This is a genomic window from Paenibacillus xanthanilyticus (assembly GCF_042682185.1).
Taxonomy (GTDB): Bacteria; Bacillota; Bacilli; order Paenibacillales; family Paenibacillaceae; genus Paenibacillus_Z; species Paenibacillus_Z xanthanilyticus.
Genome location: NZ_JBHUHA010000001.1, coordinates 1,832,876 through 1,858,027 on the forward strand (window position 1 = coordinate 1,832,876; position 25,152 = coordinate 1,858,027).

Here is a 25,152-nt window from a genome sequence, read left to right on the forward strand (position 1 = left end):
CGTCTCACTCTCCTGTCAAGTGACGTATAGCTTTGGCTAGTTCTTCTGGGTCCCGGTTTTGGGTCGACACTAATTTCTCTGGCTGCAACGGTTTGAATACCGGTTGTTCCTCCGAGTTAACCGAAGGCTGCTTTCCGTTCATCTGCTCGCGGAGCAAGTCGGAAAGCTCGTCGCTTTCATCAGGTGTTGCGTAATCGACACGGCGACCTTTGCTCTCATCTTCAAGATTATCGGTCAGAATCGTCTCGCTGCTGGTCGCTGGCTGGCTTAGGATAAGGGCAAGTGCCGCACGGAATAGAAAACCGAGCACGAAAAATGCCACAAACGCATACACGCAGCGCACTGCCGATATGAGAAGTCCGTTACTGCCCATCGAGGCCAGCATGGTGAGCAACCCGCCGAGCATGCCGAGGGCGGCATTCCAGCGCCATGTCCCAATCATGAATTAAATCTCCTTTGCGCCAAACTGAACGCTGCGAATAACAAGTATTCCGGTTGCGCTGCTAAATTCAATCGTTCTTCCGAAATTCCCGCCCGTATCTTCGGCAATCAAAGGGATGGAAAGCTTGCTCAAAGCCGCTTTGCACGATTCGACGTTACGCGGTCCAATGCGCATCGTATCGCTTTGGGAAGAGAAAGCGAACATTTGCGCCCCGCCGGCCATCTTGGCCTTCAATCTTCCGGTCATCGCGCCAGCCTGCTTCATCCGCTCGATTAGTTCGGGAATGGCGGTATCTGCATATTTCGCGATATTCAAGGTGGACTCCCTGGCGATGTCAGAGGATGGCAGCATCACATGCGCCATGCCGGCAACCTTGCTTTTCTCATCGAAGAGCGTAAGCCCGACGCATGAACCGAGCCCAGTTGTCTTCAGTACTTGTCCGCCGAGCGCAATGTTTAAATCCGCCATGCCTACTTTCACCATGATGTCTTGGTTCATTCGGTCGGCACTCCCAGGGCGCTGAATATTTTATCGAATGATTCCGGGTCAGGAATGAGGAAGAAAAAGCCTTCGACCGCTTCATGACCTTCTAAAAATTTGGTATCGATGAGCAGGGCAGAATCCCCCATCTCGCCATACAGCATCAATCCGTAGCTCAATACGGCCCCTGCCATATCGATGGCAACGGACGGAACGGTAGGCCCCATGGAAAGCTGCGTGAAATCAGCCAAAGACGAGAGGTAGGATCCCGCCAAAATGTTGCCGATCTCGGACAATGCGGAAAATTCCATCTCGGTATAGCCGATCTCTTCCCGGTGATCGATGGCAAGCAAGTTGCGGAGCATCTTGCGGGCGGAATCTTCCTGGATCAGGAAGAACATGTGACCCGGCGCGTCGCCTTCGACGCGCAGATAGACGGCAATGACGACCTGTTCGGCACCGCCGACTTTATCCGCAACCTCCTCGAACGGGACAAGACTGACTGTCGGAACGTTCATATCCACCGGCTTGTCCAGTAGAAGCGACAAGGCCGTTGCTGCATGTCCTGCTCCAATGTTGCCGACTTCCTTGAGAACGTCCAGTTTGAATGCTTCCAGCTTCGATAGTGGGTTGGTCACGGTTTACCCCTCAATTTCTAGGATCTGATCGATCTCTTTCTGTTTGAGCACTTCTGCCAGATTGAGCATGATCAGCAGGCGATTCTCGCCAATCTTGGCCACGCCGCGAAGGTATTTCGCCCGAATGCCACCGACAATTTCTGGAGGAGTCTCAATGTTGTCGCTGTCGATGTCGATAACATCATTAGCGGAATCCACGATAAAGCCGATTTCCACGTCACCGACGCCAACGATAATAATCCGGGAGTTCTCCGTCGAGGTCGATTACCGGCAGCACGACACCGCGCAGATTGATAACCCCTTTGATGAAGGAAGGCACCTTCGGAACGCGTGTGATCGGCATCATGCGTTCGATGGTTCTAACTTTCTCAACCTCAATGCCATACTCTTCCTCGCCGAGACCAAACACGATTACTTTTAATTCTTCGCCCATACGTAATCCCTCCCTTATTTAATTAGCGCATTCGGATCGATGATCAAAGCGACTTGTCCGTCGCCAAGAATGGTCGCGCCTGAAATGGCATCGATATTCGTTAAATAGTTGCCGAGCGACTTCAAGACGATATCGCTTTGACCGATAAATTCGTCTACCAGTATGGCGACCAATTTCTCGCCTTTGCGAATCACGACGATCTCTGTCTCGTCTTCGCCGTTCTCGGTCCATGATGTGCATTCGAGGATCTTGCTCAGCGAAATGACCGGAATGACCGAGCCGCGGAATTCCATCATGAACGATTTGTGCACGGAGCGAATTTGCTCCTTGCGAATGATGCCCGTCTCCACGATCGACGAAAGCGGGATCGCGTATTTCTCAGCACCAAGCTTCACAAGCATAGCTGAAATAATCGAAAGTGTCAGTGGCAATTGAATGGAGAAAATAGAACCTTTCCCCTCTTGCGAAGTGACGCTGACGTTACCGCCGAGCGACGAGATTTTGGACTTGACGACGTCCAAGCCGACGCCGCGTCCGGATAGATCCGAAATTTTCTCAGCGGTGCTAAATCCCGGCGCGAAAATCAGCATGTTGATTTCGTTGTCGGTCAGGCGTTTCGCCTCTTCCGGCGTTACGACGCCGTTCTTGATGGCGATCTGCTTGACGCGCTCGCGGTTAATGCCATTGCCGTCGTCCTCGATCTCGATAAATACGTTATTGCCGCTATGGAACGCGCGAAGATGGACGGTTCCGGTCTCCGGCTTGCCTGCCGCAACGCGCGAGGCGATCGATTCGATGCCGTGATCGCAGGAATTGCGAAGCAAATGCACGAGGGGATCGCCAATCTCGTCGATAACCGTTCGATCGAGCTCCGTCTCGGCGCCCGTAATGACGAGATCGATTTTTTTGTCCAGCGACTTTGCGATATCCCGTACCATCCGCGGGAAGCGGTTGAAGACGGATTCCACGGGAACCATGCGCAGTTTGAGCACGATATTCTGCAGGTCGCCGCTTACGCGGGCCATATGCTCGACCGTCTCGGTCAAATCGGCACGATGGATTTCCGTCGCCAGCTGTTCCAACCGGACACGGTCGATCAGCAGCTCGCTGAACAAGTTCATCAAGGCATCGAGACGCTCGATATCCACGCGGATCGTGCGATTGACCGGCGCCGCCGCTGCCGGACGCGGCTTATCTTCCTTAGGTGCTTCTGTCTTAACGGCAGGCGCAGCACCAGCTGAAGGGGTTTCCGAAACTGCCTGCGTTTCTTGTGCTGGAACCGCGGCAGGCGTGTCGGCAGCGCGACGGCCGAGTTGGCTTAGGGATTCGCGATTGAGCTGGGTCACATCGGCGGTCTCGATTTCCGATACCGACAAAATGCCTTTGCGGATATCATCCGTGTTGGACGAAGATATCATAAACACCGTAAACGAACGCTCGAATTTCTCCTGCTCGATGTCCTGCACGCTTGGATGCGATTTAATAATTTCGCCTGCCCGCTCCAGGAAGTCGAATACCATGTAAGCCCGAGCTGCTTTCAGAATACAGCCTTCGCTTACGTTAACAACCACGTGGTAAACCGAAAGACCCGAGTCGATCGACTGCATTAATACCGACGTTTGGTATTCATCAAGCAGCACGGCCGCGTCGTTCGCAGCTTCGGTTGCTTCGGCGTTTGCCGATGGCGCAGTTTGGGCATTCGCAGATTCCGGGGAATCGGTTTTGTAATCGCCCTTCACGATCGACTTCAGTGCCGTTACGATTGTGGTAACGTCCAGTTTGCCGGTACCGCCGCCGATGACGTCCTGTACCATGTTTTCAAGCGCATCCAATCCTTTGAACAGTGTATCGAAAATGAAGCTGTCCATTTTGATCTTATTGTTGCGCACAAGATCCAGCACATTCTCCATTTCATGGGTAAGCGCGGCCAAATCTTCGAAGCCCATTGTTGCCGACATACCCTTCAACGTATGGGCGGATCGAAAAATAATCTGGACAATACTCAAATCTTCCGGGTCGCTCTCCAGACGAAGCAAATTCTCGTTAAGCGACTGCAAATGATCGTTGGACTCATCAATAAACATCGATAAGTATGCGTTCATATCCATTGCCTGGCACCTCCTGTTTGGTATGAATCTAAACCTGTCCGATTGCTATTTCATAACCGCATCCACGATCGCGCCGGCAATCCGTCCGAGCGGAACGACCGTCTTGGCCGCGCCGTTCTCAACGGCGGATCTCGGCATTCCGTATACGACGCATGTTTCTTCGGACTCCGCAATGGCGGTTTTGCCACCGCTTTCCATCAGCGTTTTCATCCCTTTGGCGCCATCGCTGCCCATGCCCGTCATGATGACAGAATGTCGTTGAAGCTCGGTGAAAGGCGCGCAGGATTCGAACATGACGTCAACCGAAGGCCGATGACCACCTCGCGGCGGTTGCTCCGTCAATCGGATGTAATAGCCTTGGCCGTCCTTGGCTAGCTCCATATGCAGCCCGCCTGGGGCGATGTATACCACGCCCGCATATACGCGCTCGTTGTTTACCGCTTCCGTCACCTGCAAGGCGCTGAACGAATCCAGCCGTTGGGCGAGGGAATGCGTAAACTTCGGCGGCATGTGCTGCACGACCAGCACGGGTGCGGGTAAATTCTCCGGCAGCGCGGTAATGACTTCGTGCAGCGCCCTAGGCCCGCCGGTAGAAGTGCCGATCGCGACCAAATGTCGGAAATTGGTTTGTTTGGCCGTTTGTTTCTTTACTCTTGGCGCAATCGGTTCATCCATCAAATCAGCCGCTATCGGTATTGGCTTGCTCGTGCTTGCCGCAGCAGGCTTCACCTCCGGCTTGACTTCGGGCTTCGCCGATGGTTTCGCCGTCGGAACCTGCGATGAAACAGCGGGTCGAGGCGCCGGTTTCGGTTCTGGCTTGATGGCCGCCGCCGGAGCGCTTGCGGCAGGTTTCGGCGGCTCCAATGCCTTCTTAGGCTCCGGTTTCGGCGGCGTAACAGCCGTTTCCGGCGCCGGCTGTGAAGGAACCGGTTTGTGCTCAAGCGGCGGCACCGCGGCACGGCGAGGTTTCTCGGGTTCGAACGTTCTCGACTGTGAAAGCGGCGCAAGTTCACGGACAGCCGGGATCTCAGGCGGCCTTTGCGTCTTAGGCGGAAGCACCGTGTCCTTCCGTTGTGCATGCACGGGCTGCTCCTCTTCAACGGGTAACGCTGGCGTCGATTTCTTCGCGGTAAGCTCCGCCGTCACTGGTTTGTCCTTGATAATCTCCGCCTCGTCTGATTGCATTTGCGCGGCCATCGCGGCCTGCCACTCCTGCCATTCGGCAGTCTGCCGCTTCCTTGCCGGCTCCGCTGTTTGCGCTTCGTCCCCAGTTGAATCCGGCCGTGCTTCGTCTTCCGCATCGGTTGCGGCAATGGAGGCGGCGACGTTCGATTCCACCGCAATGCGCAGCTTCTCCAGCATTTGGTCCCCTACGGTTTTAATATCCGGCGATGTTGGCCCGGCGGGTTTGCGAATAAAGTCGAAAGCGCCGTATTGCAGCGCCTGGATCGTCATTCTCGTCCCGTCATCGCTCGTGCTCGACATCATAACCGTCGGCGTCGGTCTTTTGCGCATCACCTGAACCAAGGCTTCCAAACCGTTCATCTCGGGCATTTCCAAGTCCATCATAATGACGTCCGGCTTCATCAGAACGGTCGCATCGACCGCTTGGCGTCCGTTGGAAGCCGTAGCTACAATCTCGAACTGCTTATCAGCGTTAATCATATCGCTAATAATTTTCCGCATAAACGCGGAGTCATCCGCGACAAGAACACGATATAGAGCCATGGGCTTCCACTCCTCAAAGGATTACTTTGATCGTCTGAACATTTTGTGAATAAATCCTTTGATCCCGTTCGCCGACGAGGCGGGATCCGCTGGAAGGTCGCAAAATTGCTTCGCTATCGCCATTACGTCGCGAGTCGCTTCGGATGTCGGATAAGCTAGCGCGAACGGAACTTGTTTTTTAACGGATTTGGAGACGTTCGGATCGTCCTGGACGATTCCTAAAAACGGCAGCGCCGTATCCAGAAAGCGCTGGGCGACCAATCCGATTTTGTCAGCCGTCGCTTTGCCCTCCTTCAAGTCAGCCGCACGGTTGACGACAAGCTTAAAGTTGACGTCATGCTCCATCCCCTTGACCATTTTGATAAGCGCGTAAGCATCGGTTATCGATGTCGGTTCCGGCGTTGTGACGACTACCGTTTCTTGGGCGGCCACGATAAATTTAACGGTTTCTTTGGATAGCCCGGCACCGGTATCGAACAGGATAAAATCGTATTCCCCATGAAGTTTCTCGATCTGTTCTTCAAAATAATCCAGTTCTTCGTTGGTTAAGTCGAGTAGATCTTGAAAGCCGGACCCGCCCGCAATGAAATGCACGCCGCTTGGCCCCTCTTGAATGATCTCCCAAATCGTTTTTTGCTGCTTAAGCAAATGGTACAAATTATACGTCGCGGACACGCCCATTAAAACATCGATGTTGGCCATGCCAATATCGGCGTCAAAGACAAGCACTTTTTTGCCAAGCTGCTGAAGGGCGATTGCAAAATTCAGACTGAAGTTGGATTTGCCGACGCCGCCTTTCCCGCTGGTAATCGTTACGACCCGCGTCTTCCGGCTGGACTCCTGCTGCTGCTCGTAGGATTTCACCATATGGCGTAGTGCTTCCGCTTGATCATTCATTGCTGATACGCCCCCAATAACTGCTCGACGTAAACATCTGTCTTGAACGTGGTGATATCGTCGGGAACGGTTTGGCCATAGGCAATATAGGCGGGATGCAGATCATACTGAACGGCCAAGTTCAAAATCGCGCCATAGGCATCTGTTTCGTCTTGCTTCGTATAAAGCACTTTTTCAATGCCGTACTTGGAGAAATGGCTCGCTACGACGGACATATCCTTGAATTTGCTCGTCAAGCTAAGCACCAGGTACGTCTCGGATTGATGATTCGTCTGCAGGAGGCTGTTTACTTCGGAAACATACAATTCATTGCGGAAGTTCCTTCCTGCCGTATCCATAAAGATGAGTTCCCGATCTTCCAGTTCCTTAAATGCCCGGGAGACCTCGGATGGCGAAAACACCACTTCGAGCGGCACGTTCAAAATGTTGGCGTACGTTCGAAGCTGATCGACCGCCGCGATCCGGTACGTGTCGGACGTGATGAATCCGACTTTGCGGCCGCTCTTCAAGGTCTGTTCCGCCGCGAGCTTCGCGATGGACGTTGTTTTGCCAACGCCGGTCGGCCCGACGAAATGAATGACTCGCGTATCCCGCTGAATACCTTTTGCGGCCTTGCCGCTCATCCATCTCGTTAAGACCGATCGGGCTTGTGCCCAGATGTCCGCCTGCGTCAGATCGGCCTCCGGCACGCCGGAGACCATCTCCGCTACTTCGGTAATCAGCTTCTCGATGAGATCGGCGTTGACTTCCTGATCGATCATCCGGGCGTGGAGCGCTTGAATCGGCTCCGGCAGCCGTTTCATCTGCTGCTGCTTGGACATCCGCACGATCCATTGCTTCATATCCCGGATTTCCTCCAGCAGGGCAGCATCGTCTAACTTCACGTTCCCTTGCTCGATGGCCGCCTCCGTGCGCAGCGCAGCCGGCGGTGGCGCTACAGGTTGCGCTGCAGCCCTTGACTCGGCAGGCCGCATCCCGCCGTACGCGGCGGCAGCCACCTTGCTTGAGGTAACAGGAGGATTTAATACAGCAGTCGCAGAGCTGCTTTCTTGTTGTCTCCCCCTTGCGAGCCCAAGCGATTCCAGCAAGGCCGATTGGGCTTCTGTGGTAGACAATTGCGGCTGCGGTTTTGCCGCTGCCGACGTTTGCGTCTTCGGCGCCGGCTTGGCCGCACCGGTCTCGACGGCGGCGATGACCTCCATCTTCTTTTTGGCGAACATGCCGAGGAATCCGCCGATCCGGATCTCCTTCGTATTCAAGATGACCGCGTCCGCGCCGAGTTCGCTGCGAATCATCGGAAGCGCTTCGGGAAGCGCGTTAACGATGTAACGTTTTACCTTCACAGGTTGACCACCCCAATGCTTTGAACTTCTACGCTAGGTTCCAGCTCGCTATAGGACAGCACCGGAATATCCTGCATCGTCCGCTCGACGATTTGGCGCAAGTACATGCGGATCGTCGGCGAAGCGAGCACGATCGGCTGGTTGCCGGACTGGATCTGCCGGTTGACCTGCTCCGTCAGTTTCTGATAGATCGTCTGAGTCGAAATCGGATCCAGCGCCAAGTAGCTGCCTTGATCCGATTGCTGTACGGATTCGGCGATTTTCTTCTCCAACGACGGGCCGACCGTAATGACGCGCAGCTTGTCGCTGTTCTGGGAGAACTGCTGCGTAATTTGACGCGACAGCGATTGTCTTACGTATTCGGTCAAAATATCCGGGTCTTTCGAGTATTGGCCTTGATCGGCCAACGTCTCGAAAATCGTGACCATATCCCGGATGGAAACCTTCTCGCGAAGCAGCTTGGATAACACCTTCTGCACGTCGCCGATGGATAGAATGGAAGGGATCAGTTCGTCGACCAGCGCCGGGTAACTCTCCCTGACATTGTCTACGAGCGCTTTTGTTTCCTGGCGTCCGATCAACTCGTGCGCATGACGCTTGACGATTTCCGTTAAGTGCGTCGCGACGACAGACGGCGGGTCTACGACTGTATAGCCGGATAGTTCCGCGCGTTCTTTCGTCGGTTCGTCAATCCAAATCGCAGGCAGCCCGAATGCCGGCTCGGTCGTCTCGATGCCGATAACCGAATCGTCATCGTAACCTGGCGACATTGCCAAATAATGATTAAGCAGCAACTCTCCGCGCGCGACCGTATTGCCTTTGATTTTGATGACGTATTCGTTAGGTTTCAACTGAATATTGTCTCTTATTCGGATGACCGGCACAACCAGTCCCAGCTCCAACGCGCATTGACGTCGAATCATGATAATCCGATCCAGTAAGTCGCCGCCTTGCTGCGTATCCGCGAGCGGAATGAGTCCATAGCCGAATTCGAATTCGATTGGATCGACCTGCAGCAAACTGATGACACTCTCTGGACTGCGCACTTCCTCGATCTGCTGTTCTTCCTGCATGAGCTCTTCCTGCTGCTCCTGCTGCTTGATCGAGTTCTGCATACGATACGCCGCAAAGGCGATCAATCCCGCGAACGGAATCGTCGAGACTGGGCCGATCGGCGTGAATAGGCCGAGCAAGGCAACGGTGCCGGCTACGATATAGAGCAGCTTCGGATAACGGAACAGCTGCACTTGAAGGTCGTAGGCCAAGTTGCCTTCGGAAGCCGCGCGCGTCACGATCAGACCGGCAGCCGTGGAGATCAGGAGCGCGGGTACCTGGCTGACGAGACCGTCGCCGATCGTCAAGACGGAGAACGTCTCCAGAGCGGTCTGAAAATCCATGTTGTGGACGACCATGCCGATGATAAAGCCGCCAATCAAATTTATAATGAGGATAATAATCGAAGCGATCGCATCGCCTTTGACGAATTTGCTGGCACCGTCCATGGAACCATGGAAGTCGGCTTCCCGCTCGATCTTGGAACGACGCTCGCGCGCCTGCGTTTCGTTGATCAAGCCTGCGTTCAAGTCGGCATCGATACTCATTTGTTTACCGGGCATTGCGTCGAGCGTAAACCTCGCCGCCACCTCCGCTACGCGTTCAGAGCCCTTCGTGATGACGATGAACTGCACGACGACGAGAATGAGGAAGACGACGAACCCGATGGCGATTTGTCCCCCAGCAACCCAGCTGCCGAACGTGGCGACAACATGGCCAGCTTCGCCGTGGGCGAGAATATTGCGCGTCGTTGACAAGTTCAGCGCTAGCCGAAACAGCGTCGTAATAAGCAGCATCGCCGGAAAGATCGAGAAGTCCAATGCTTCCTTCGAGTTCATGGCGATGAGCAGGATCATGAGCGCCGTGGAAATGTTGACGACGAGCAAAACGTCAAGCAGCCAAATCGGAAGAGGAATAATCATCATAAGCACGATGCCGATAATGCCGATTAGAATGATGAGATCCTTTGTTTTCATAATGTTCCCCCTTCCTCGCGTTCTGAGCCTTCTTACTTGGCTCTGCCTTTGAGCCTATATACGTAAGCCAATACTTCGGCCACAGCTTGGAACAAGTCTGCGGGAACGTTCTCCCCGATTTCAGCCCTTGCATACAAGGCTCTGGCCAGCGGCTTGTTTTCCATTGTGACGACACCGTTGTTTTTGGCGATTTCCCGGATGCGCAGCGCGACGTAATCGGCACCCTTTGCAACGATGGTCGGCGCTTCCATCTTCGTTCCGTCGTACCGGAGCGCGACGGCATAGTGAGTCGGGTTCGTGATGACGACGTCCGCCTTCGGGACGTCGGACATCATTCGCTGCATCGCCATTCGGCGCTGCCGTTCGCGAATCTTCCCTTTGATTAATGGATCGCCTTCTGATTTCTTGTATTCGTCTTTGATGTCTTGCATGGACATCCGAAGACTTTTCTCGTGTTCGAATTTCTGGTACATGTAATCGATGAGGGCCAGCACGACAAGAATGGCGCCGATCGTGATCCCCAGATTCATGACCAGATGAGCCGTAAAACTAAGCATGTTCTCGACGGGCACATGAGATAACTTCAAGATATCGCCGATCGAACCCCATAGCGTTCTGTAAACCATGAATCCGATAATGGTCAGTTTCAGGATGTTCTTGAGAAACTCCACTGCCGAACGCATGGAGAAAATGTTTTTGAATCCTTGTAATGGACTCAGTTTGCTGAATTTCAGCTTCAAATTCTCCCCCGTGAAGAGAAATCCGATCTGAACAAATGTGCCGACCATCGCGAATATGACGGCTATGGCAAGAATTGGCGCGAGCAAAATCGCGCCTTGTATGGTAATGTCCGTAAAGAGGGTCATAATGTTCTCTGTCGTAAGGTTCATGGACAGTTTCTGCTGAAAGAGCAAGGCGAACATGCGAAACAATCGGTCTTTATAGAAGTCACCGAGTATTAATAGGCACAGCAGGGAAAAAAGCAGGATCAGGGCCCCCGGAAGCTCTTGGCTTTTGGCAACCTGGCCTTTTTTGCGTGCCTCCTGCCTTTTCTTAGGTGTCGCTTTCTCCGTCTTCTCTCCGCTAAACAGTTGGAGATCTAATCTTAAGCGGTACGTGTGCAAGCGAAAGTCCCCCCTACTGTTCCGCCCGAGCCTGAACGATTCCGAACAGCTTCTCCAATGCATCGAACATCAACGTGAAAATATTTTCGAACACATCGATCAACCCCGGCATCAGCGTTGCCAACAGAAGGAAGCCGATCAATATTTTTATCGGCACGCCAAGCACGAACACGTTGTACTGCGGCGCGGTTTTCGCCAGGAGCCCCAAGCCGGCATCGACGAGAAACATCGCTACCACGAGCGGCGCTGACATCTGCAGTGCAAGCATGAATGTGTCTGCGAACGTACGTAGAAGGAATTCCGAAATACTTCCTTCGTAGATTCGCGCAAACAATTCATTTGAGATGGGAATCCACTCGTAGCTCTTGAGCAGCGCGCTTAACATATAATGGTGCCCGTTCATAGAGAGGAACACGAGGGTACCCACCATAAATTTAAAGTTGCCCATCAGCGGGGACGATGCTCCGGTCATCGGATCGATGACATTCGCCATGCCGAAGCCCATTTGCAGGTCGATGAACGCGCCTGCGGTCTGGATTATGGTAAAGAACAAGTATGCCGTGTAGCCAAGCAGCAAGCCCGCGAGCACTTCTCGTATGACAGCGAGCACGTATGTAGCGTCCGGCACGATCGTCTGCTTTAAACCGTAACTAAGGAACACGAGCAGCGCGACCAAAAAACTTAGGCCGATCTTCATCATCGTCGGCACCGTTCGAGTCGAAAAGACAGGCGCGACGACGAAAAAGGCTGTTATTCGACAAAAAATAAGCAAAAAAATAGGGAAACCTTCCAGAAACAGTTCCATCAAGAATTCCTCGGCTTATCCGATATATTTATAGAGATTGTTCAGCAGGTTGTAGGTGAAATCAACAAGTGTGTTCAATATCCACGGACCGAAAATCAAGATGGACAGCAGTACGGCTATAATCTTGGGTACATAAGCAAGCGTCTGCTCCTGAATCTGGGTAGTTGCCTGGAAAATACTGACGACCAAACCGACGGCTAGACCGATGATCAACATCGGCGCGCTTGCTTTCATGGTCGTATACACCGCTTGCCCTGCTAATCGGATTACAAATTCTGCGTTCATGCCTCCAAATCCCTTCCTGGTGAAACTCACGTGTTAAAACTTAGCAGCAGCGACTTGACGATCAGATACCAGCCGTCGACAAGCACGAAGAGCAAAATTTTAAACGGCAGCGAGATCATGACCGGCGGCAGCATCATCATCCCCATCGCCATGAGCGTACTGGCCACCACCATATCGATGATCAGGAAGGGGATGAATACCATGAACCCCATCTGAAAAGCGGTATGCATTTCGCTCAGCGCAAAAGCGGGAACGAGGACGGTCAAAGGCACGTCTTCGTATGTTTTGGGTTTCTGCGTCTTCGTGTAATTCAGAAAGAGCAGCAGGTCTTTTTCGCGCGTCTGGTTGAACATAAATTTTTTCATGGGTACCGCGGCATTGGTTAGTGCCTGCGTCTGCGTAATTTGGCCCTTCAAATAAGGCTGAAGCGCAACTTCGTTCACCTGTCCCAACGTAGGCGACATGATGAAGAACGTTAAAAACATAGCAAGCCCGATCAATACCTGATTTGGCGGCATTTGCTGCGTACCGAGCGATGTCCGGATGAACCCTAGAACAATGACGATTCGTGTAAAGCTCGTCATCAAGACGAGGATAGCCGGCGCAACGCTGAGGATCGTGATCATCAGCAAAACCGACAGCGCGCTGGTTCCAGGTTGCTCGCCTTCTCCACCGATATTGACGCTTACATTCGGCAGCGGATCCGCGGCAAAAGACTGGGTATGAAAAAATAGCGCAGCAAGCTGCAGCACGAAAAGAGTAAGTATAATTTTTTTGTTCATTCGTCCGACAACCGATCGTTTTGATTTTGGTCCCTCAGCATCGACTCCATCTCCTGCCTCCGATCCGATTGCTTCTGCAGTTTGGACTGCAGCAGCGATTGGAACGAATCCGGTTCCTGCCAAAGTTCCTTCCCCGGTTCTTCCGTTTTATCCCGGCGGCGCAGACGATCGAACCAATCCTTGACGGACGCTGGATTCCAGCCTTGAAATTGCTGCTGCTCCAGCGCTTCCATGATCGCCCTCGCTTCCTCCGGATCGTCGATTTTGTCCAGCAGCGCGACATTCTCTCCCACGCCGACAACATACAGGCGCCCGGATAAATCGATGATCTGCAGCGATTTGTTGGCCCCTAGCGGCACACCACCTAGAGAACGCAACGCCCTGTTCGTGATGAGCGTCCGGTTACGCATCGCGAGCCAACGAATTACGATGACGATTAATGCCGTAACCATCAATAGGACGAAAACGACCCAGATAAGGTACCCCGTCATACTCGATCCCGGTATGGTAACGGTGTCCTCAGCCGGGTCGACCGGCGTTCCGGCTGTCATCCCTGTATCAGCTGCCGCTGCTGCAGCTCGTAGCAGCAGCGCGCCGAAGGATGCACAGCCCGCAGAAAGCAGGATAGACCGTTTCATACGAGTTAACCAAGCGTCTTCTTGATGGCTTCGATGACACGGTCAGCTTGGAAAGGCTTCACGATAAAATCCTTAGCCCCCGCTTGGATCGCATCGATAACCATAGCCTGCTGACCCATCGCGGAGCACATGATGACCTTCGCGTTGCCGTCCAGCTTCTTGATCTCCTTCAATGCAACGATACCGTCCATCTCCGGCATCGTGATGTCCATCGTAATGAGGTCGGGTTTCAGTTCCTTAAACTTCTCGATCGCTTGCGCGCCGTCCTGTGCTTCCCCGACTACCTCATAGCCGTTCTTCGTGAGAATATCGCGGATCATCATTCTCATAAAAGCTGCGTCATCTACAATCAAAATACGGTTAGCCATCGTTTTTTCCTCCTAGAGTCACACGTTAGTTATTGTAGTTTCTGAATTCGATCCCATTGGCTGACAATATCGGTCACCCGCACGCCGAAATTCTCGTCGATTACGACAACCTCGCCCTTCGCGATAAGCTTATTGTTGACCAAAATGTCGACCGGCTCACCGGCAAGCTTGTCCAGTTCGATAATGGAACCTTGCGATAACTCGAGAATATCCTTAATTTGCTTCTGAGTTCTACCTAATTCTACAGTGACTTTCAGTGGGATGTCGAGCAATAAATTCAGGTTCGAATCATCCGCTTGCCCAAATCCCGCCCCTTGGAAGTTGCCGAATTGAACCGGTTGAACGTTCACGTTGCGGTTACCCATTCCGCCGTAAGTTTGCGGCGGCATACCGTAACCCGGCGCGCCATATCCTGGCATGCCGTAGCCTGGCATAGCAGCTGCAGGCGGCATCATCGGCATGCCTGGCTGGGCAGGCATGCCTTGCGGAGGCATCATCGGCATGCCATGCGGCGGATAGCCCATCGGCTGCTGATACGGATCATAAGCAGGCGCTCCCGCTGCTGCAGGTACAGTTGGCTGCGGTGCCGGCGCTTGGGTGGCTGCCGGTGCGGCTGCCGGTTGAGGCGCCGCGACATGCGCTGCTGGAGCTGCTGCCGGCGCTGGCGCCGCTTGCGGCTCGCTCGTTCCGCCCATCAACGTCGAAACCATCTCTTGGGCGAACTGAATCGGCAAGAGCTGCATGATTTGAGAGTCGATTAAATCGCCGATCGTCAGACGGAATGAGATCTTAATGAACAAATCTTCCGGCGGGAGACGATCCACGCCTTCGCCTTCCGATACATTAAGGATGTCGATACCGGGTGGGGAAATATTCACGAACCGGTTAAAGATCGTCGACATCGACGTTGCGGAAGAGCCCATCATCTGGTTCATCGCTTCCTGAACCGCGCTGATATGGATTTCGTTCAGCTCTTGATTCGGATCGGGTTCGCCCACGCCGCCCAGCATCAAATCGGCAATGATCTGCGCGTCCCGCGTTTTGATGACGAGCGAGTTGATCCCTTCGAAACCATCGACATATTCAACCGATACGGCGACATGCGGCTTCGGGAACTCGGCGTCGAGATCCTTCCTATTAATAATGGATACTTTAGGCGTCGTGATATCGACCTTCCGGCCAAGCAGCGTGGACAAAGCCGTCGCCGCGCTGCCGAATGTGATATTGCCGATTTCGCCAAGCGCATCTTGCTCGATGGAGCTCAAATATTCACTCAGCTCTTCAATCGGACCGCTGTCCGATTTCGACGTATCGGGTTCATCGGAAGACTGACGCAGTAAGGCATCGATTTCCTCTTGCGATAAGTAGTCTTTACTCGTCATAACTTTCCTCCACTCCTTCGCTCTCGCTGAGTACTTGATCAATTTGAACCGCCAACCGTTCTCTGATCGAGCCTGCACTACCGATATATTTAAGCTTGTCGCCGACCTTAATGTCCAATCCCGCGGTTATTGGCTTGTTGAGTGCGATGACGTCGCCGACGCTGAGTCCTAGGAACTCTTGAATGTTGATCGATGACTGGCCGAGTTCGGCCACAATCGACAACTTCGCTTTGCTCACGCGACTCTTCAGCACCTCGACCTCTTCGGGGGCTCTCGTTTTCTTCTGCGATACGAACCAATGGTGAACGGACAGTCTAGACATGATCGGCTCAATGACGACATGGGGAATACATAAGTTGATCATGCCCGTCGTGTCCCCGATCTTCGTGCTAAGCGAGATCAGGGCAATCGTTTCGTTCGGCGAAACGATCTGCATAAACTGCGGATTGGTCTCCAACGCTTCCATGCGCGGCGATATGTCGATGACCGTCTTCCATGCTTCCTGAAGACTCTCGAGCGTACGGCCGAAAATGCGCTCCATGATCGTGGTTTCGATCTCTGTCAGCGAATGGATCTTGGAAGGCGCGGTACCTTGTCCGCCAAGCAGCCGGTCCACCATCGCGAAGGCGACGTTTGGATGAACTTCGAGCACCATGCGGCCTTCCAGCGGTTCCGCTTCAAAAATGTTCAGAATCGTCATTTTCGGAATGGAGCGGATGAATTCGTCATAAGGCAGCTGTTCGACCTGGACTACGCTAATCTGGACGAACGTCCGCAACTGCGCCGAGAAATAGGTTGTCAGGAACCTGGCGAAGTTCTCGTGAATCCGCGTCAAGCTGCGAATATGGTCTTTCGAAAAGCGTACAGCGCGCTTGAATTCATATGAGCGGATTTTGCGTTGGGTTTCTTCCTTCTTTAGCTCTTCCGCGTCCATTTCACCGGATGATAACGCTGCAAGCAGCGCGTCTATCTCGCTTTGCGATAATACATCAACCAATGTTCTCCCCCCTTTCAAGGATGCGTCAAAAGCCTGACTAGATCTGTGCCACCAATATATTCGTAATCGTAACGTTGACCAACTTGCCTTCGGACGATTCGGCTAACTTTTCGTTAATCAGGTTAAGCAATTTTGATTGTAACGCATCCTTACCTTGCGAACCACTGACTTCTTCTGGATTGCTATCGCCGAGCGTGCTGATAATGATCGGCTTAATCGCGAATTCCTTGATTAACTCGAACTCCGCCTTCGTGTCTGCCGTGTCCAGCTGGAATGCAAAGTCGATTTGCACAATATATGTGGGATCGGATAGGTTCGTCTTGATCCCTTTCAACTCGCTTGTCACCGCAACTAGCTCGTCGGCGGTTATCTTCTCCGCCTCTACGTTCTGAACGCTGTGTTCCGCTTCTTTGGCCGGGTCATTCGAGCCGCCGCCCAGTATGTTGTTGAACAGAACGATCGCCACCACCGCAATCAAGGTAATGGCAAGCAAAATTGTGATAAGCCAAGGCAGCATTTTTTTCATCTTTATGGCCCCTCCGATTGTATGCTCTTGATTGTCGCGGCGTTCACGCCAATCGCTTGCAAATAGGTCTGCATGGAGGAAATGACGTCCGTCGCTCTCTCCTGCACCATGAATTTCTTCCCGGTCGTCAAGGTGAGAAGCGTATCCGGCGTCTCTTCGATTACTTCAATCAGTAGCGCGTTCACGAATATCGTCGTGCCGTTCAAACGCGTTACAGCAATCATGTAAATCCCCCTCAAGGATAAGGGGAGGACTTGACCTCCCCTATCTTACTTCAGAACTGTTAGGAAAAAATTAACGATTTATTAGCGCTTCAGGTTAACGACTTCTTGCAGAATTTCATCGGAAGTCGTAATAATGCGGGAATTCGCTTGGAAACCGCGCTGCGCGACGATCATCTCCGTAAATTCCGCCGTCAGCTCGACGTTGGACATTTCGAGCTGGCCTGCCACGATCGAGCCGGTGCCGGCTTCGGCGTTGGCCGCTTCAGACAACTCGGCTGCTCCGTCAGGGTTGGCGTTAGCCGTAATTTGATACAGGTTGCCGCCGATTTTCTCAAGACCGCTCGGGTTGTTGACTTTCACGACGCCGATTTTGAAATCGGTCGCGGCCGTCGTGCCGTCGGCGTTAACGCCGATGATCGTGCCGTCACTGGAGATGGAGAACGATTTGATTTCGGCATCCAGTATGATCGGCGCGCCGTCGGAGCTCAGTACAAACATACCGTCCGCGTTGACAAGCTGGTTGTTCGCATCAAGCGTAAAGTTACCGGCGCGGGTCAAGAACGGCGTTTCTTGCGCGCCGTCGCCCGATGCGGTGACGGCGAAGAATCCATCGCCGTCGATCCGGACGTCCGTCGGAACGTTCGTCGTGACCGCACTGCCCGGCGTATGAACGGTATCGATCGAAGCTGCAGCCACGCCCAAGCCGATCTGCTTGGCGTTCACGCCGCCCGTCACGCCTTCTGTCGGAGCTGTCACGCCGGATACCGTTTGGCTCAGGATATCCTTGAACATAACGCGTCCTGCTTTGAAGCCGACCGTGTTTACGTTCGCGATGTTGTTACCGATGACGTCGAGCTTTGTTTGGAAACCGCGCATGCCTGAAACACCGGAGTACATAGATCTTAGCATTCGTAGAATACCTCCTGAATATTGGGTTTATGATGGACTTTTTTAATCATGATGGGCGCTTCAGTCGGTCAGCAGCCCTCGGCTTCCTTCAACAGAGGTCCAGCCGAATTGTTCAATCATGCCGATTACGAGATTACTACCGCGCTATCGATCTGCGTAAATACGTTGTTTTTCAAACTTTTTCCGTCCATCGCGGTTACGACGGTTCGACTAGGCACATTCACGATCATCGCCACGTCTTTGCAAATGACGAGCGAATCCTTTGCCCCTTTGGCAGCTGCTTGGTCGATCGCCCCTTCAATCTTGCTCAAGATGTCCACCCCGAGAGTAATCCCACGTTGGCGCATCCTCGTCTCCGCATGCTGGCTAAACTTGAGCACTTGGCTTTCCAGCATGTCTTTAAAAGCGGTGTTAGGCATCGGACTAGCCGACGGTTTGCCGAGCGGTCTTGCCCCTTGCGTGCCAATCTGCAGCTGACCAATCGTTAGACGGTTATTCACCTTCTCCTTCACCGCCCTGTCCGATCGAAACAATCTTATCCAGCGGGATCGATAAGCCGTCTACAACCGCATATTGCACCCTGTCCCGGACTACGATCGATTCCACCACGCCGGACTCCACCGATGTACCGTTCTCGTCGCTTTGGTACCACTCTACGCTTTTACCGATCATGCTCGAAGCCAGCCCTAAATTCTGGCTTAACTTCCCCATATTTTCGGACATGTTCATCAACTGTTCGACCGATGAGAATTGAGCCATCTGCGCTATGAAATCCGTGTCCTGCAAAGGCTGCATGGGGTCTTGGTTTTTCAACTGCGTCACGAGAATTTTGAGAAACTCGTCTTTCCCGAGCGTATTCGTTTTGTTCGTCACGCCCGATGTTTGCGCGCTGCCTGCCGAAGATGTTCCGGAAATCGTATTTGCCATCGCTCTTTCACCTCCGTTCCGACCAAGGGCTTATTCGTTATACTGTCGTGTTGATCTCTCTGCCAAAGCCCAAAGTTCGGGTAACTGCTTGTTCTACGGCCGCTTGCTCCGCTTCGGGGTTGAAGCCGTTTATTTCATTGATCGCATCCCGGTTAGAACTACCCTGTTTGGTGGAATGCTGATTACGAGCACCTTTACCTTGTCCGCTATGGAACATGTTCGACTCGAAGGCGTTCGAGCTTTGCGTCACTTCCAGACGTTCGACTTGCAGTCCTTGCGTCTGCAGCTGGCTGCGCAGCTGGGCTATTTGATTCTCCAGCATATCTTTCGCGGCTGCCGATTCGGCTACGAACACCGCCGTTAACTGTCCGTTTTGCACCGCGATCCGAATATCTACCTGACCCAAATGGGCTGGAGCCAAGGAAATGGTCGCTTCGGATAGGCCATCTTTCGTCTTTACGTTAAACTGATTTACCAACATGTCTTTCATTGTCTCCGCAAACTTCTCAGCTGGAACCGGCTGTGGCATGATGAGCTTACCTGTCGGGTCTAGTCGCGGCTGATTGTCCTGCGGCGTTACCGCGATTGGCACGATCGTACCCTCTGCGCTTGTCGTCTCCTGCGTTTGAGCGGTAACAGCCGTTTCGGTCGACGCCGCCTCTTCTGTCGGCACGACCGTCGTCAATACGCTAGCATGAAGAAGCTGCGCTCCCATGCGATTCAAGTGGGAAGACGGTGCCGAAGCACTCGCGTACGTTGCCGCGTCTGCGTTTCCGCTCTGGATGGCTGGCGCTGCATTGCTGCCGTTTACCGCTTGATCTACTGCTTTAACTTGCTTTGTGATCGCCGCCATTTGCTCTTTGCTAATGATGCCTGTCTTGTCTTGTTGAATAACGGCCTGAAGCTCCTTCAACATGCCTTGCAGCGTACCGATTGCCGTCTCTTCGCCGGTCGCTCCGACCGCCACGTCAACAGCCTGAGTCTGCTGTGATTGGATGATCGCTTGCTGAAGTTGTGGAATCGATTCGAGCATGGCCAGCAAGTTGTCCATGTCACCGAGTATACGGGTCATATCTTCGGGTGTCACTGGTTCATCTTGGTCAGCAGCATTCCTTTCGCCAAGCTGTGCCAGCAAGCTTTCGACGAATGCGGCAAGCTCTTCGGCGGTCGGATTTTCGCTTAACGTCTGTGTTCCCTTTGTTTCCGACGTGCTATCCGCGTTTTCTGCCCCTTGTGTTTTGGCCGCAGCTTCCGATTCGCTGGCTTGCGTTTCGGTATTATTTAACGGGTCGGCCTTGTTTTGATCGACGTCCGGTTTACCGTTTGCGTTCTTCATGGTTTGGTCGAGTTTCTTGCTAAAGTCGCCTGAGGCGCCTTTGTCCGACATGGAAGACTTATTGGTAGAAGAAGGCTGCGTATTGGCCGTAGGTGCTGGCTGCACCGCCGCCATCGGCATCATAGTTGTCATAGGCATTTTTGTTGTTCACCTCCTTTCAAATGAATTATTTACCGGTCATCAGCTTAGAAACAAGCTGCGCTGTAATTCCTTCATTTAACGAAGACATTTCCGACAAAATCGACGAACGTGCTGAGCTGTCAACCGCATTTAGGATCCGTAACACTTTGCTTGGGCTCACCTCCGACATTTTGATCAGAAGCTCGGCGGCGCTGGCCGCGGGCATATTCGTAAACGTATCTTTCAACTGCGTCGTGCTGAGCGAGGAAGACGGTTCTTCCGTCGTCGTCGTTTTCTTATTAATGCGGGCTTGAAGCGCCGCGATTTGCTGGTCTTTCGCGCTCTTGATGTCCTTCAGCTTCACGGTCGCTTCCGCGGCCGTCTTCGGCGTCATCTTCTCGAGCACCTTCGCTTGGTCGTCCGTCCGCATCGAGTTCAAGACGAGCACCGCTTCGTCAAGCTCCATCGCTTCCATAATAGGAGCCGCTTTACTAGGCGACATCTTGGCGTACGTATCGGCCAGCGCTTTGATTTTCGCCGCATATTCTTCGTCGCTCAGTTTCGACGTATCGTTCTCTTCCTTCTGCGCGCTGAGCTGCTGCACTTGACTCTGAAGGTCACTGATTTGCTTGTCCTTGGCGGTCTGCTGGCCCGTCGCCTCTTGCAGCGCCTTCTCCTTGGCTGACAACTGCTGCTTGAGCTGAGTGATCACCGCGTTTTGTTCCTCAACCGCTTTAGCTGCCGCAGCCGCATCCCCGTTCTCGCCATCCCCCGCCGAAACTACGTTTTCCGTAACCGGATCTGGCAGCACTTCATTCAGAAACGGGATGGAGTCGCCAACGGTCAGCACCTTGTTCCTCAGGTCGAAGTTAAACAACGTGAGCAGCACGCCGAGCAGTACGATGGTAAACAGGATCGGGGTAACGAAAAACATGAACCGCTCGAACCCGCTGTATCCCTTCTCCGCTTCCAATTCTGGCACGAAATACCCCTCCTCCGGTCTTTAAGCGCTCTGTTGTTATCTGGGTTAAGCCGGCGCAACGTAGCGAACCGTTGCGATCTCGTCCAGCTCGTTCTGTTCCTGCAGCATCATGACCGCGCGATATTGATGCAGGGCTTTATCCTTGGCCTTAAGCCATACTTTCTCGTCTTGCATCTTCTCCGTCAGCTTCGAACGGCTCAGCTCGACTTCGCGCTGCGCTTTGCGAATGTCGGCTTGCTTGTGCATGATGCGGGAATCAATATACTCGACGTACCGTTGCATGTCGAGCAGCTCGGAGAGCGACGTGCCTCCGCTTGCGGCCTCCTGCAGCCTGTCCATCCAAGAGCTACGCTCTGCAATCAATTCGCTTAGCGAGGCTTCTTCGGCCTGCAGCTTGCCGATTGCGGCGGACAATACCGACTCGGCTTGCGATTTCTCGCTCGCCTTCAAGTCGACGATTTTTTGATAGGCATACTTAAACTTGGCCATCCCTTACGATCAGCTCCGTTCGAATTCACTTAACAGCGCATGCACGGCTTCTTCGTAGCTTACTTTCTCCGTCGTTTTTTGACGGGTGAAAGCGTTGATTGTGGCGATCCGATCGATCGCGCGATCAATTTCTGTATTTGAACCTCGTTGGTACGCCCCGATATTAATGAGGTCTTCCGAATCTTTATAAGTAGCGAGTAGTCGCTTCAGCTCATTAGCCGCATCCTGCTGCTCTTCCGGCACGATTTCTTTCATGACACGGCTGATGGATTGGAGCACGTCAATCGCCGGGTAATGCCCCTTATGGGCGATTGCCCGGCTTAGTACGATGTGACCGTCCAAAATGCCCCGCACCGCGTCGGCAATCGGTTCGTTCATATCGTCACCGTCTACAAGCACAGTGTAGAACGCCGTAATCGAACCTCTCGGACCTGTCCCGGCGCGCTCGAGCAGCTTCGGCAAATTCGCGAATACGGATGGCGTGTAACCGCGCGTCGCCGGCGGCTCGCCGATCGCAAGACCAACTTCTCGAAGCGCTTGGGCATAACGGGTAACCGAGTCCATCATAAGCATCACGTTCAAACCGCGATCTCGGAAATATTCTGCGATGCTTGTCGCAATCAAGGCGCCTTTCATCCGAATCAGCGCCGGCTGATCCGATGTCGCGACGATCACGACCGAGCGAGCCAGACCTTCAGGGCCTAAATCCTTCTCGACGAACTCGAGTACCTCGCGTCCGCGTTCGCCTACAAGAGCTATAACGTTCACATCGGCTGAAGTGTTTCTAGCAATCATGCCCAAGAGCGTACTCTTGCCGACGCCAGAACCTGCGAAGATACCGATACGCTGTCCTTGGCCGACGGTAAGCAGGCCGTCGATGGCTCTCACGCCGACCGTTAACGGCGTTTTGACTCGTGGGCGAGCCAACGGGTTGCTTGGCTCGTTATGTGTCGAATAATGCGGCATTCTGCCCGGGAGCATCGAACCATCCAGCGGCTGTCCCAAGCCGTCAAGCACTTTGCCCAACAGTTCGGAGCCGACCTGCACGGTAAGCGGTTTGCCGGTGCCGACGACGTCGCACCCCGGTCCGATGGAGGCCAGCTCGCCGAGCGGCATTAGAATCAATTTATTATCACGGAAGCCGACGACTTCCGCTTTAAGCGGCTTGGATGTTTTCGTCGGGTAGATATAGCACACATCGCCAATGCTTGCATCCGGACCTTCCGACTCAACCGTCAAACCGATAACCTGCGTAACTTTGCCGTTCACCCGTACGGGATCAATCGGACGCATGTGTTCGATATATTTCATCGGATCCAGCTTTAGCGTGGCCATGTTATGCCCCCTCTTCGCCTGGCTGAAGCGCTAGCTGCATCAGCTCGCGTTTGATCTCGGACAACTGTGTATCTATCCGGGCATCAATACTACCAAAGGCGGAGCGAATCACGCAACCACCGTCTTTTACCGTTACGTCCGGCACAATTTGGAGCTCGGCTTGCGAATCGATCGCCAAGTGAAGCTCTTCGCGGGCGGCTTGGATAAAATTAAGCTGCGTAGGCGATACGCATAACGTGATGACGCCTTGTTCACGTCTTCTGGCAAGAGCCTTCGTGACTTGCTCGATCGTCCATTCCGGCGACATGGCCAACTGCTTGCCGATGATTTTCTCGGCAATGGAGGTGCTAAGTTCCACTAGAAACGGCTCTGCTTCTTGGATGATTTCTTCCTTCATCCGGTAGGCGCCTTCAAGGATCGTCTTCGCTTCGGCGAGGGACGCTTCCCACTGCTGACGAATCTCTTGTTCGGCTTCCGCACGTCCCTCGTTATAGCCGGTCTGGTACCCTTCGCTGCGCATTTGTTCGAAGTGCTGCAGATCGAGTTCTCGGCGCTCCTGCCACCATTGTTCGATGGCGGCATTCGCTTCGTCCATCATCGCCTGAATTTCGGCTGTCGTTTCTTCCATTCGCTGCTTTGCAAAGTTCTCGGCATCCTGGATAATCTGGTCACGCAGCGAAATAGTTTCCGGATCCGGTCCAGCCGGGGTGTTTCGATCTTCCCCGGACTGGGTATTAGCATAATAGTTGCGGAAAACTTCCAGTCGTTTCAGATCGTCTATAGATACGACATGGGTAGATTTATGAAGGCTAGACAATGATATCATCTCCTCCGCCACGTGCGATAATGATCTCACCCGACTCTTCAAGTCGACGGATTGTCGCTACGATGCGAGTTTGAGCTTCTTCAACGTCACGCAGCCGCACTGGACCCATGAACTCCATTTCTTCCTTGAATGTTTCGGCCATCCGTTTGGACATGTTACGGAAGATGGCCTCGCGCACTTCTTCGCTCGCCACTTTAAGCGCAAGCTGAAGGTCGGCGTTCTCGATATCCCGAATGATGCGCTGAATCGCACGGTTGTCGATGTTGACGATATCCTCGAACACGAACATGCGCTTCTTGATCTCCTCGGCCAGTTCTGGATCTTGAATCTCGAGCGCGTCGAGAATCGTGCGCTCCGTACCGCGGTCGACGCCGTTGAGGATCTGAACGATCGACTCGATACCGCCGGCGCTCGTGTAGTCCTGCGTCACCGTCGAAGACAGCTTCTGCTCCAGGATGCGTTCAACGTGCGCAATTACTTCAGGCGACGTGCTGTCCATCAGCGCGATACGCCTTGCGACTTCCGCCTGCTTCTCCTGCGGCAAGGAAGATAAGATCGCGGCCGATTGGTCGGCGCCCAAATACGAGAGCACCAAAGCGATCGTCTGCGCGTTCTCGTTCTGAATAAAGTTGAGGATTTGGCTCGCGTCGGCTTTGCGCGCAAAGTCGAACGGGCGCACTTGCAGCGTTGCCGTCAAACGATTGATCACTTCGAGCGCCTTCGACTCGCCGAGCGCTTTCTCGAGAATTTCTTTCGCATACGTGATACCGCCTTGCGAAATATATTCTTGCGCCATGCAGATCTGATGGAACTCGCTCAAGATCGTGTCTTTATCTTCGCTATCGACTTTGCGTACATTCGCAATTTCCAGCGTAAGCTGTTCGATCTCTTCTTCGCGCAGATGTTTGAACACCTGTGCGGACACTTCCGGGCCTAATGAGATAAGAAGGATGGCCGCCTTCTGGCGACCACTGTAACCTTGCGCGACTTTAGCCATT

General features: G+C 53.4%; 27 protein-coding genes and 1 pseudogene. All 28 read right to left on the reverse strand.

Annotated features, from left to right (window positions below):
- Positions 1-4: 4 nt before the first annotated feature.
- The 28 genes and pseudogenes from ACFSKT_RS07425 to fliG all read right to left on the reverse strand — a co-directional run bounded on the left by ACFSKT_RS07425 (position 5) and on the right by fliG (position 25,151).
- Positions 5-442 (reverse strand): hypothetical protein, encoded by a 438-nt coding sequence (locus tag ACFSKT_RS07425; protein ID WP_377722129.1) that lies wholly within the window; start codon positions 440-442, stop codon positions 5-7.
- Between the two features lie 3 nt (positions 443-445).
- The gene (locus ACFSKT_RS07430) at positions 446-940 is read right to left on the reverse strand and encodes a chemotaxis protein CheD (RefSeq protein WP_377722130.1); all 495 of its coding nucleotides are present in this window, start codon (positions 938-940) and stop codon (positions 446-448) included.
- Positions 937-1,560 carry a chemotaxis protein CheC gene (locus ACFSKT_RS07435; protein ID WP_377722131.1) on the reverse strand — a complete coding sequence of 208 codons (624 nt, stop codon included), beginning with the start codon at positions 1,558-1,560 and terminating at the stop codon, positions 937-939. The genes ACFSKT_RS07430 and ACFSKT_RS07435 overlap by 4 nt, the downstream gene beginning before the upstream one ends.
- A 3-nt stretch (positions 1,561-1,563) precedes the next feature.
- Positions 1,564-1,993, reverse strand: a pseudogene (locus ACFSKT_RS07440) (chemotaxis protein CheW).
- Between the two features lie 14 nt (positions 1,994-2,007).
- A complete protein-coding gene (locus tag ACFSKT_RS07445; RefSeq protein WP_377722132.1) occupies positions 2,008-4,101 on the reverse strand; it encodes a chemotaxis protein CheW in 2,094 nt (697 codons plus the stop codon).
- A 45-nt stretch (positions 4,102-4,146) separates the two neighbouring features.
- Positions 4,147-5,829 carry a chemotaxis protein CheB gene (locus ACFSKT_RS07450; protein WP_377722133.1) on the reverse strand — a complete coding sequence of 561 codons (1,683 nt, stop codon included), beginning with the start codon at positions 5,827-5,829 and terminating at the stop codon, positions 4,147-4,149.
- A gap of 21 nt (positions 5,830-5,850) precedes the next feature.
- Positions 5,851-6,726 carry a MinD/ParA family protein gene (locus ACFSKT_RS07455; protein WP_377722134.1) on the reverse strand — a complete coding sequence of 292 codons (876 nt, stop codon included), beginning with the start codon at positions 6,724-6,726 and terminating at the stop codon, positions 5,851-5,853.
- Complete coding sequence (flhF, locus tag ACFSKT_RS07460; RefSeq protein WP_377722135.1) at positions 6,723-8,069, reverse strand: flagellar biosynthesis protein FlhF; 1,347 nt, start codon at positions 8,067-8,069, stop codon at positions 6,723-6,725. The genes ACFSKT_RS07455 and flhF overlap by 4 nt, the downstream gene beginning before the upstream one ends.
- Positions 8,066-10,099 carry a flagellar biosynthesis protein FlhA gene (gene flhA / locus ACFSKT_RS07465; RefSeq protein WP_377722136.1) on the reverse strand — a complete coding sequence of 678 codons (2,034 nt, stop codon included), beginning with the start codon at positions 10,097-10,099 and terminating at the stop codon, positions 8,066-8,068. The genes flhF and flhA overlap by 4 nt, the downstream gene beginning before the upstream one ends.
- Before the next feature lie 32 nt (positions 10,100-10,131).
- Complete coding sequence (flhB, locus tag ACFSKT_RS07470; RefSeq protein WP_377722137.1) at positions 10,132-11,223, reverse strand: flagellar biosynthesis protein FlhB; 1,092 nt, start codon at positions 11,221-11,223, stop codon at positions 10,132-10,134.
- A gap of 13 nt (positions 11,224-11,236) precedes the next feature.
- Positions 11,237-12,028, reverse strand: coding sequence for a flagellar biosynthetic protein FliR (gene fliR / locus ACFSKT_RS07475; RefSeq protein ID WP_377722138.1), 792 nt, complete (start codon positions 12,026-12,028; stop codon positions 11,237-11,239).
- 15 nt (positions 12,029-12,043) lie between these two features.
- Complete coding sequence (gene fliQ, locus ACFSKT_RS07480) at positions 12,044-12,313, reverse strand: flagellar biosynthesis protein FliQ (RefSeq protein WP_377722139.1); 270 nt, start codon at positions 12,311-12,313, stop codon at positions 12,044-12,046.
- Between the two features lie 26 nt (positions 12,314-12,339).
- The gene (fliP, locus tag ACFSKT_RS07485) at positions 12,340-13,095 is read right to left on the reverse strand and encodes a flagellar type III secretion system pore protein FliP (RefSeq protein WP_377722855.1); all 756 of its coding nucleotides are present in this window, start codon (positions 13,093-13,095) and stop codon (positions 12,340-12,342) included.
- Complete coding sequence (locus tag ACFSKT_RS07490) at positions 13,092-13,646, reverse strand: flagellar biosynthetic protein FliO (RefSeq protein ID WP_377722140.1); 555 nt, start codon at positions 13,644-13,646, stop codon at positions 13,092-13,094. The genes fliP and ACFSKT_RS07490 overlap by 4 nt, the downstream gene beginning before the upstream one ends.
- A gap of 92 nt (positions 13,647-13,738) precedes the next feature.
- Positions 13,739-14,101: a response regulator gene (locus tag ACFSKT_RS07495; RefSeq protein WP_148928144.1), complete on the reverse strand. Its 363-nt coding sequence runs from the start codon at positions 14,099-14,101 to the stop codon at positions 13,739-13,741.
- 29 nt (positions 14,102-14,130) lie between these two features.
- The gene (fliY, locus tag ACFSKT_RS07500; RefSeq protein ID WP_377722141.1) at positions 14,131-15,483 is read right to left on the reverse strand and encodes a flagellar motor switch phosphatase FliY; all 1,353 of its coding nucleotides are present in this window, start codon (positions 15,481-15,483) and stop codon (positions 14,131-14,133) included.
- On the reverse strand, positions 15,473-16,480 hold the full coding sequence (gene fliM, locus ACFSKT_RS07505; protein WP_377722142.1) for a flagellar motor switch protein FliM: 1,008 nt from the start codon (positions 16,478-16,480) through the stop codon (positions 15,473-15,475). Before fliM ends, fliY begins: the two co-directional genes overlap by 11 nt.
- A gap of 37 nt (positions 16,481-16,517) precedes the next feature.
- Positions 16,518-17,006, reverse strand: a complete 489-nt coding sequence (locus ACFSKT_RS07510; RefSeq protein WP_377722143.1) for a flagellar basal body-associated FliL family protein — start codon at positions 17,004-17,006, stop codon at positions 16,518-16,520.
- A 2-nt stretch (positions 17,007-17,008) separates the two neighbouring features.
- Entirely contained in the window at positions 17,009-17,230 is a 222-nt protein-coding gene (locus ACFSKT_RS07515; protein ID WP_377722144.1) for a flagellar FlbD family protein, read from the reverse strand.
- Positions 17,231-17,311: 81 nt separating this feature from the next.
- Positions 17,312-18,139, reverse strand: a complete 828-nt coding sequence (gene flgG / locus ACFSKT_RS07520; RefSeq protein ID WP_377722145.1) for a flagellar basal body rod protein FlgG — start codon at positions 18,137-18,139, stop codon at positions 17,312-17,314.
- Between the two features lie 125 nt (positions 18,140-18,264).
- The gene (locus ACFSKT_RS07525) at positions 18,265-18,639 is read right to left on the reverse strand and encodes a TIGR02530 family flagellar biosynthesis protein (RefSeq protein ID WP_377722146.1); all 375 of its coding nucleotides are present in this window, start codon (positions 18,637-18,639) and stop codon (positions 18,265-18,267) included.
- Complete coding sequence (locus ACFSKT_RS07530) at positions 18,632-19,066, reverse strand: flagellar hook capping FlgD N-terminal domain-containing protein (RefSeq protein ID WP_377722147.1); 435 nt, start codon at positions 19,064-19,066, stop codon at positions 18,632-18,634. The genes ACFSKT_RS07525 and ACFSKT_RS07530 overlap by 8 nt, the downstream gene beginning before the upstream one ends.
- Before the next feature lie 37 nt (positions 19,067-19,103).
- Positions 19,104-20,540: a flagellar hook-length control protein FliK gene (locus ACFSKT_RS07535; RefSeq protein WP_377722148.1), complete on the reverse strand. Its 1,437-nt coding sequence runs from the start codon at positions 20,538-20,540 to the stop codon at positions 19,104-19,106.
- A 28-nt stretch (positions 20,541-20,568) separates the two neighbouring features.
- Positions 20,569-21,504 carry a magnesium transporter MgtE N-terminal domain-containing protein gene (locus tag ACFSKT_RS07540; RefSeq protein WP_377722149.1) on the reverse strand — a complete coding sequence of 312 codons (936 nt, stop codon included), beginning with the start codon at positions 21,502-21,504 and terminating at the stop codon, positions 20,569-20,571.
- A gap of 45 nt (positions 21,505-21,549) precedes the next feature.
- The gene (gene fliJ / locus ACFSKT_RS07545; protein ID WP_377722150.1) at positions 21,550-21,993 is read right to left on the reverse strand and encodes a flagellar export protein FliJ; all 444 of its coding nucleotides are present in this window, start codon (positions 21,991-21,993) and stop codon (positions 21,550-21,552) included.
- 9 nt (positions 21,994-22,002) lie between these two features.
- Positions 22,003-23,328, reverse strand: coding sequence for a flagellar protein export ATPase FliI (gene fliI / locus ACFSKT_RS07550; RefSeq protein ID WP_377722151.1), 1,326 nt, complete (start codon positions 23,326-23,328; stop codon positions 22,003-22,005).
- Position 23,329: 1 nt separating this feature from the next.
- Positions 23,330-24,145 (reverse strand): FliH/SctL family protein, encoded by an 816-nt coding sequence (locus ACFSKT_RS07555; RefSeq protein WP_377722856.1) that lies wholly within the window; start codon positions 24,143-24,145, stop codon positions 23,330-23,332.
- A complete protein-coding gene (gene fliG / locus ACFSKT_RS07560) occupies positions 24,138-25,151 on the reverse strand; it encodes a flagellar motor switch protein FliG (RefSeq protein WP_377722152.1) in 1,014 nt (337 codons plus the stop codon). The genes ACFSKT_RS07555 and fliG overlap by 8 nt, the downstream gene beginning before the upstream one ends.
- Position 25,152: the final 1 nt, after the last annotated feature.

What these genes read in the sequence shown, in the direction of transcription:
- fliQ (WP_377722139.1), bottom strand. Translation starts at nt 12,313, where the DNA reads ATGAACGCAGAATTTGTAATCCGATTAGCAGGGCAAGCGGTGTATACG.
- fliJ (WP_377722150.1), bottom strand. Translation starts at nt 21,993, where the DNA reads ATGGCCAAGTTTAAGTATGCCTATCAAAAAATCGTCGACTTGAAGGCG.
- fliR (WP_377722138.1), bottom strand. Translation starts at nt 12,028, where the DNA reads ATGGAACTGTTTCTGGAAGGTTTCCCTATTTTTTTGCTTATTTTTTGT.
- ACFSKT_RS07450 (WP_377722133.1), bottom strand. Translation starts at nt 5,829, where the DNA reads ATGGCTCTATATCGTGTTCTTGTCGCGGATGACTCCGCGTTTATGCGG.
- flhA (WP_377722136.1), bottom strand. Translation starts at nt 10,099, where the DNA reads ATGAAAACAAAGGATCTCATCATTCTAATCGGCATTATCGGCATCGTG.
- ACFSKT_RS07510 (WP_377722143.1), bottom strand. Translation starts at nt 17,006, where the DNA reads ATGAAAAAAATGCTGCCTTGGCTTATCACAATTTTGCTTGCCATTACC.
- ACFSKT_RS07535 (WP_377722148.1), bottom strand. Translation starts at nt 20,540, where the DNA reads ATGCCTATGACAACTATGATGCCGATGGCGGCGGTGCAGCCAGCACCT.
- ACFSKT_RS07490 (WP_377722140.1), bottom strand. Translation starts at nt 13,646, where the DNA reads ATGACAGCCGGAACGCCGGTCGACCCGGCTGAGGACACCGTTACCATA.
- ACFSKT_RS07430 (WP_377722130.1), bottom strand. Translation starts at nt 940, where the DNA reads ATGAACCAAGACATCATGGTGAAAGTAGGCATGGCGGATTTAAACATT.
- ACFSKT_RS07455 (WP_377722134.1), bottom strand. Translation starts at nt 6,726, where the DNA reads ATGAATGATCAAGCGGAAGCACTACGCCATATGGTGAAATCCTACGAG.
- fliI (WP_377722151.1), bottom strand. Translation starts at nt 23,328, where the DNA reads ATGGCCACGCTAAAGCTGGATCCGATGAAATATATCGAACACATGCGT.
- flgG (WP_377722145.1), bottom strand. Translation starts at nt 18,139, where the DNA reads ATGCTAAGATCTATGTACTCCGGTGTTTCAGGCATGCGCGGTTTCCAA.
- ACFSKT_RS07530 (WP_377722147.1), bottom strand. Translation starts at nt 19,066, where the DNA reads ATGGCAAATACGATTTCCGGAACATCTTCGGCAGGCAGCGCGCAAACA.
- ACFSKT_RS07495 (WP_148928144.1), bottom strand. Translation starts at nt 14,101, where the DNA reads ATGGCTAACCGTATTTTGATTGTAGATGACGCAGCTTTTATGAGAATG.
- ACFSKT_RS07515 (WP_377722144.1), bottom strand. Translation starts at nt 17,230, where the DNA reads ATGATTGCTGTAACGCGTTTGAACGGCACGACGATATTCGTGAACGCG.
- ACFSKT_RS07425 (WP_377722129.1), bottom strand. Translation starts at nt 442, where the DNA reads ATGATTGGGACATGGCGCTGGAATGCCGCCCTCGGCATGCTCGGCGGG.
- ACFSKT_RS07445 (WP_377722132.1), bottom strand. Translation starts at nt 4,101, where the DNA reads ATGGATATGAACGCATACTTATCGATGTTTATTGATGAGTCCAACGAT.
- fliG (WP_377722152.1), bottom strand. Translation starts at nt 25,151, where the DNA reads ATGGCTAAAGTCGCGCAAGGTTACAGTGGTCGCCAGAAGGCGGCCATC.
- fliP (WP_377722855.1), bottom strand. Translation starts at nt 13,095, where the DNA reads ATGAACAAAAAAATTATACTTACTCTTTTCGTGCTGCAGCTTGCTGCG.
- fliY (WP_377722141.1), bottom strand. Translation starts at nt 15,483, where the DNA reads ATGACGAGTAAAGACTACTTATCGCAAGAGGAAATCGATGCCTTACTG.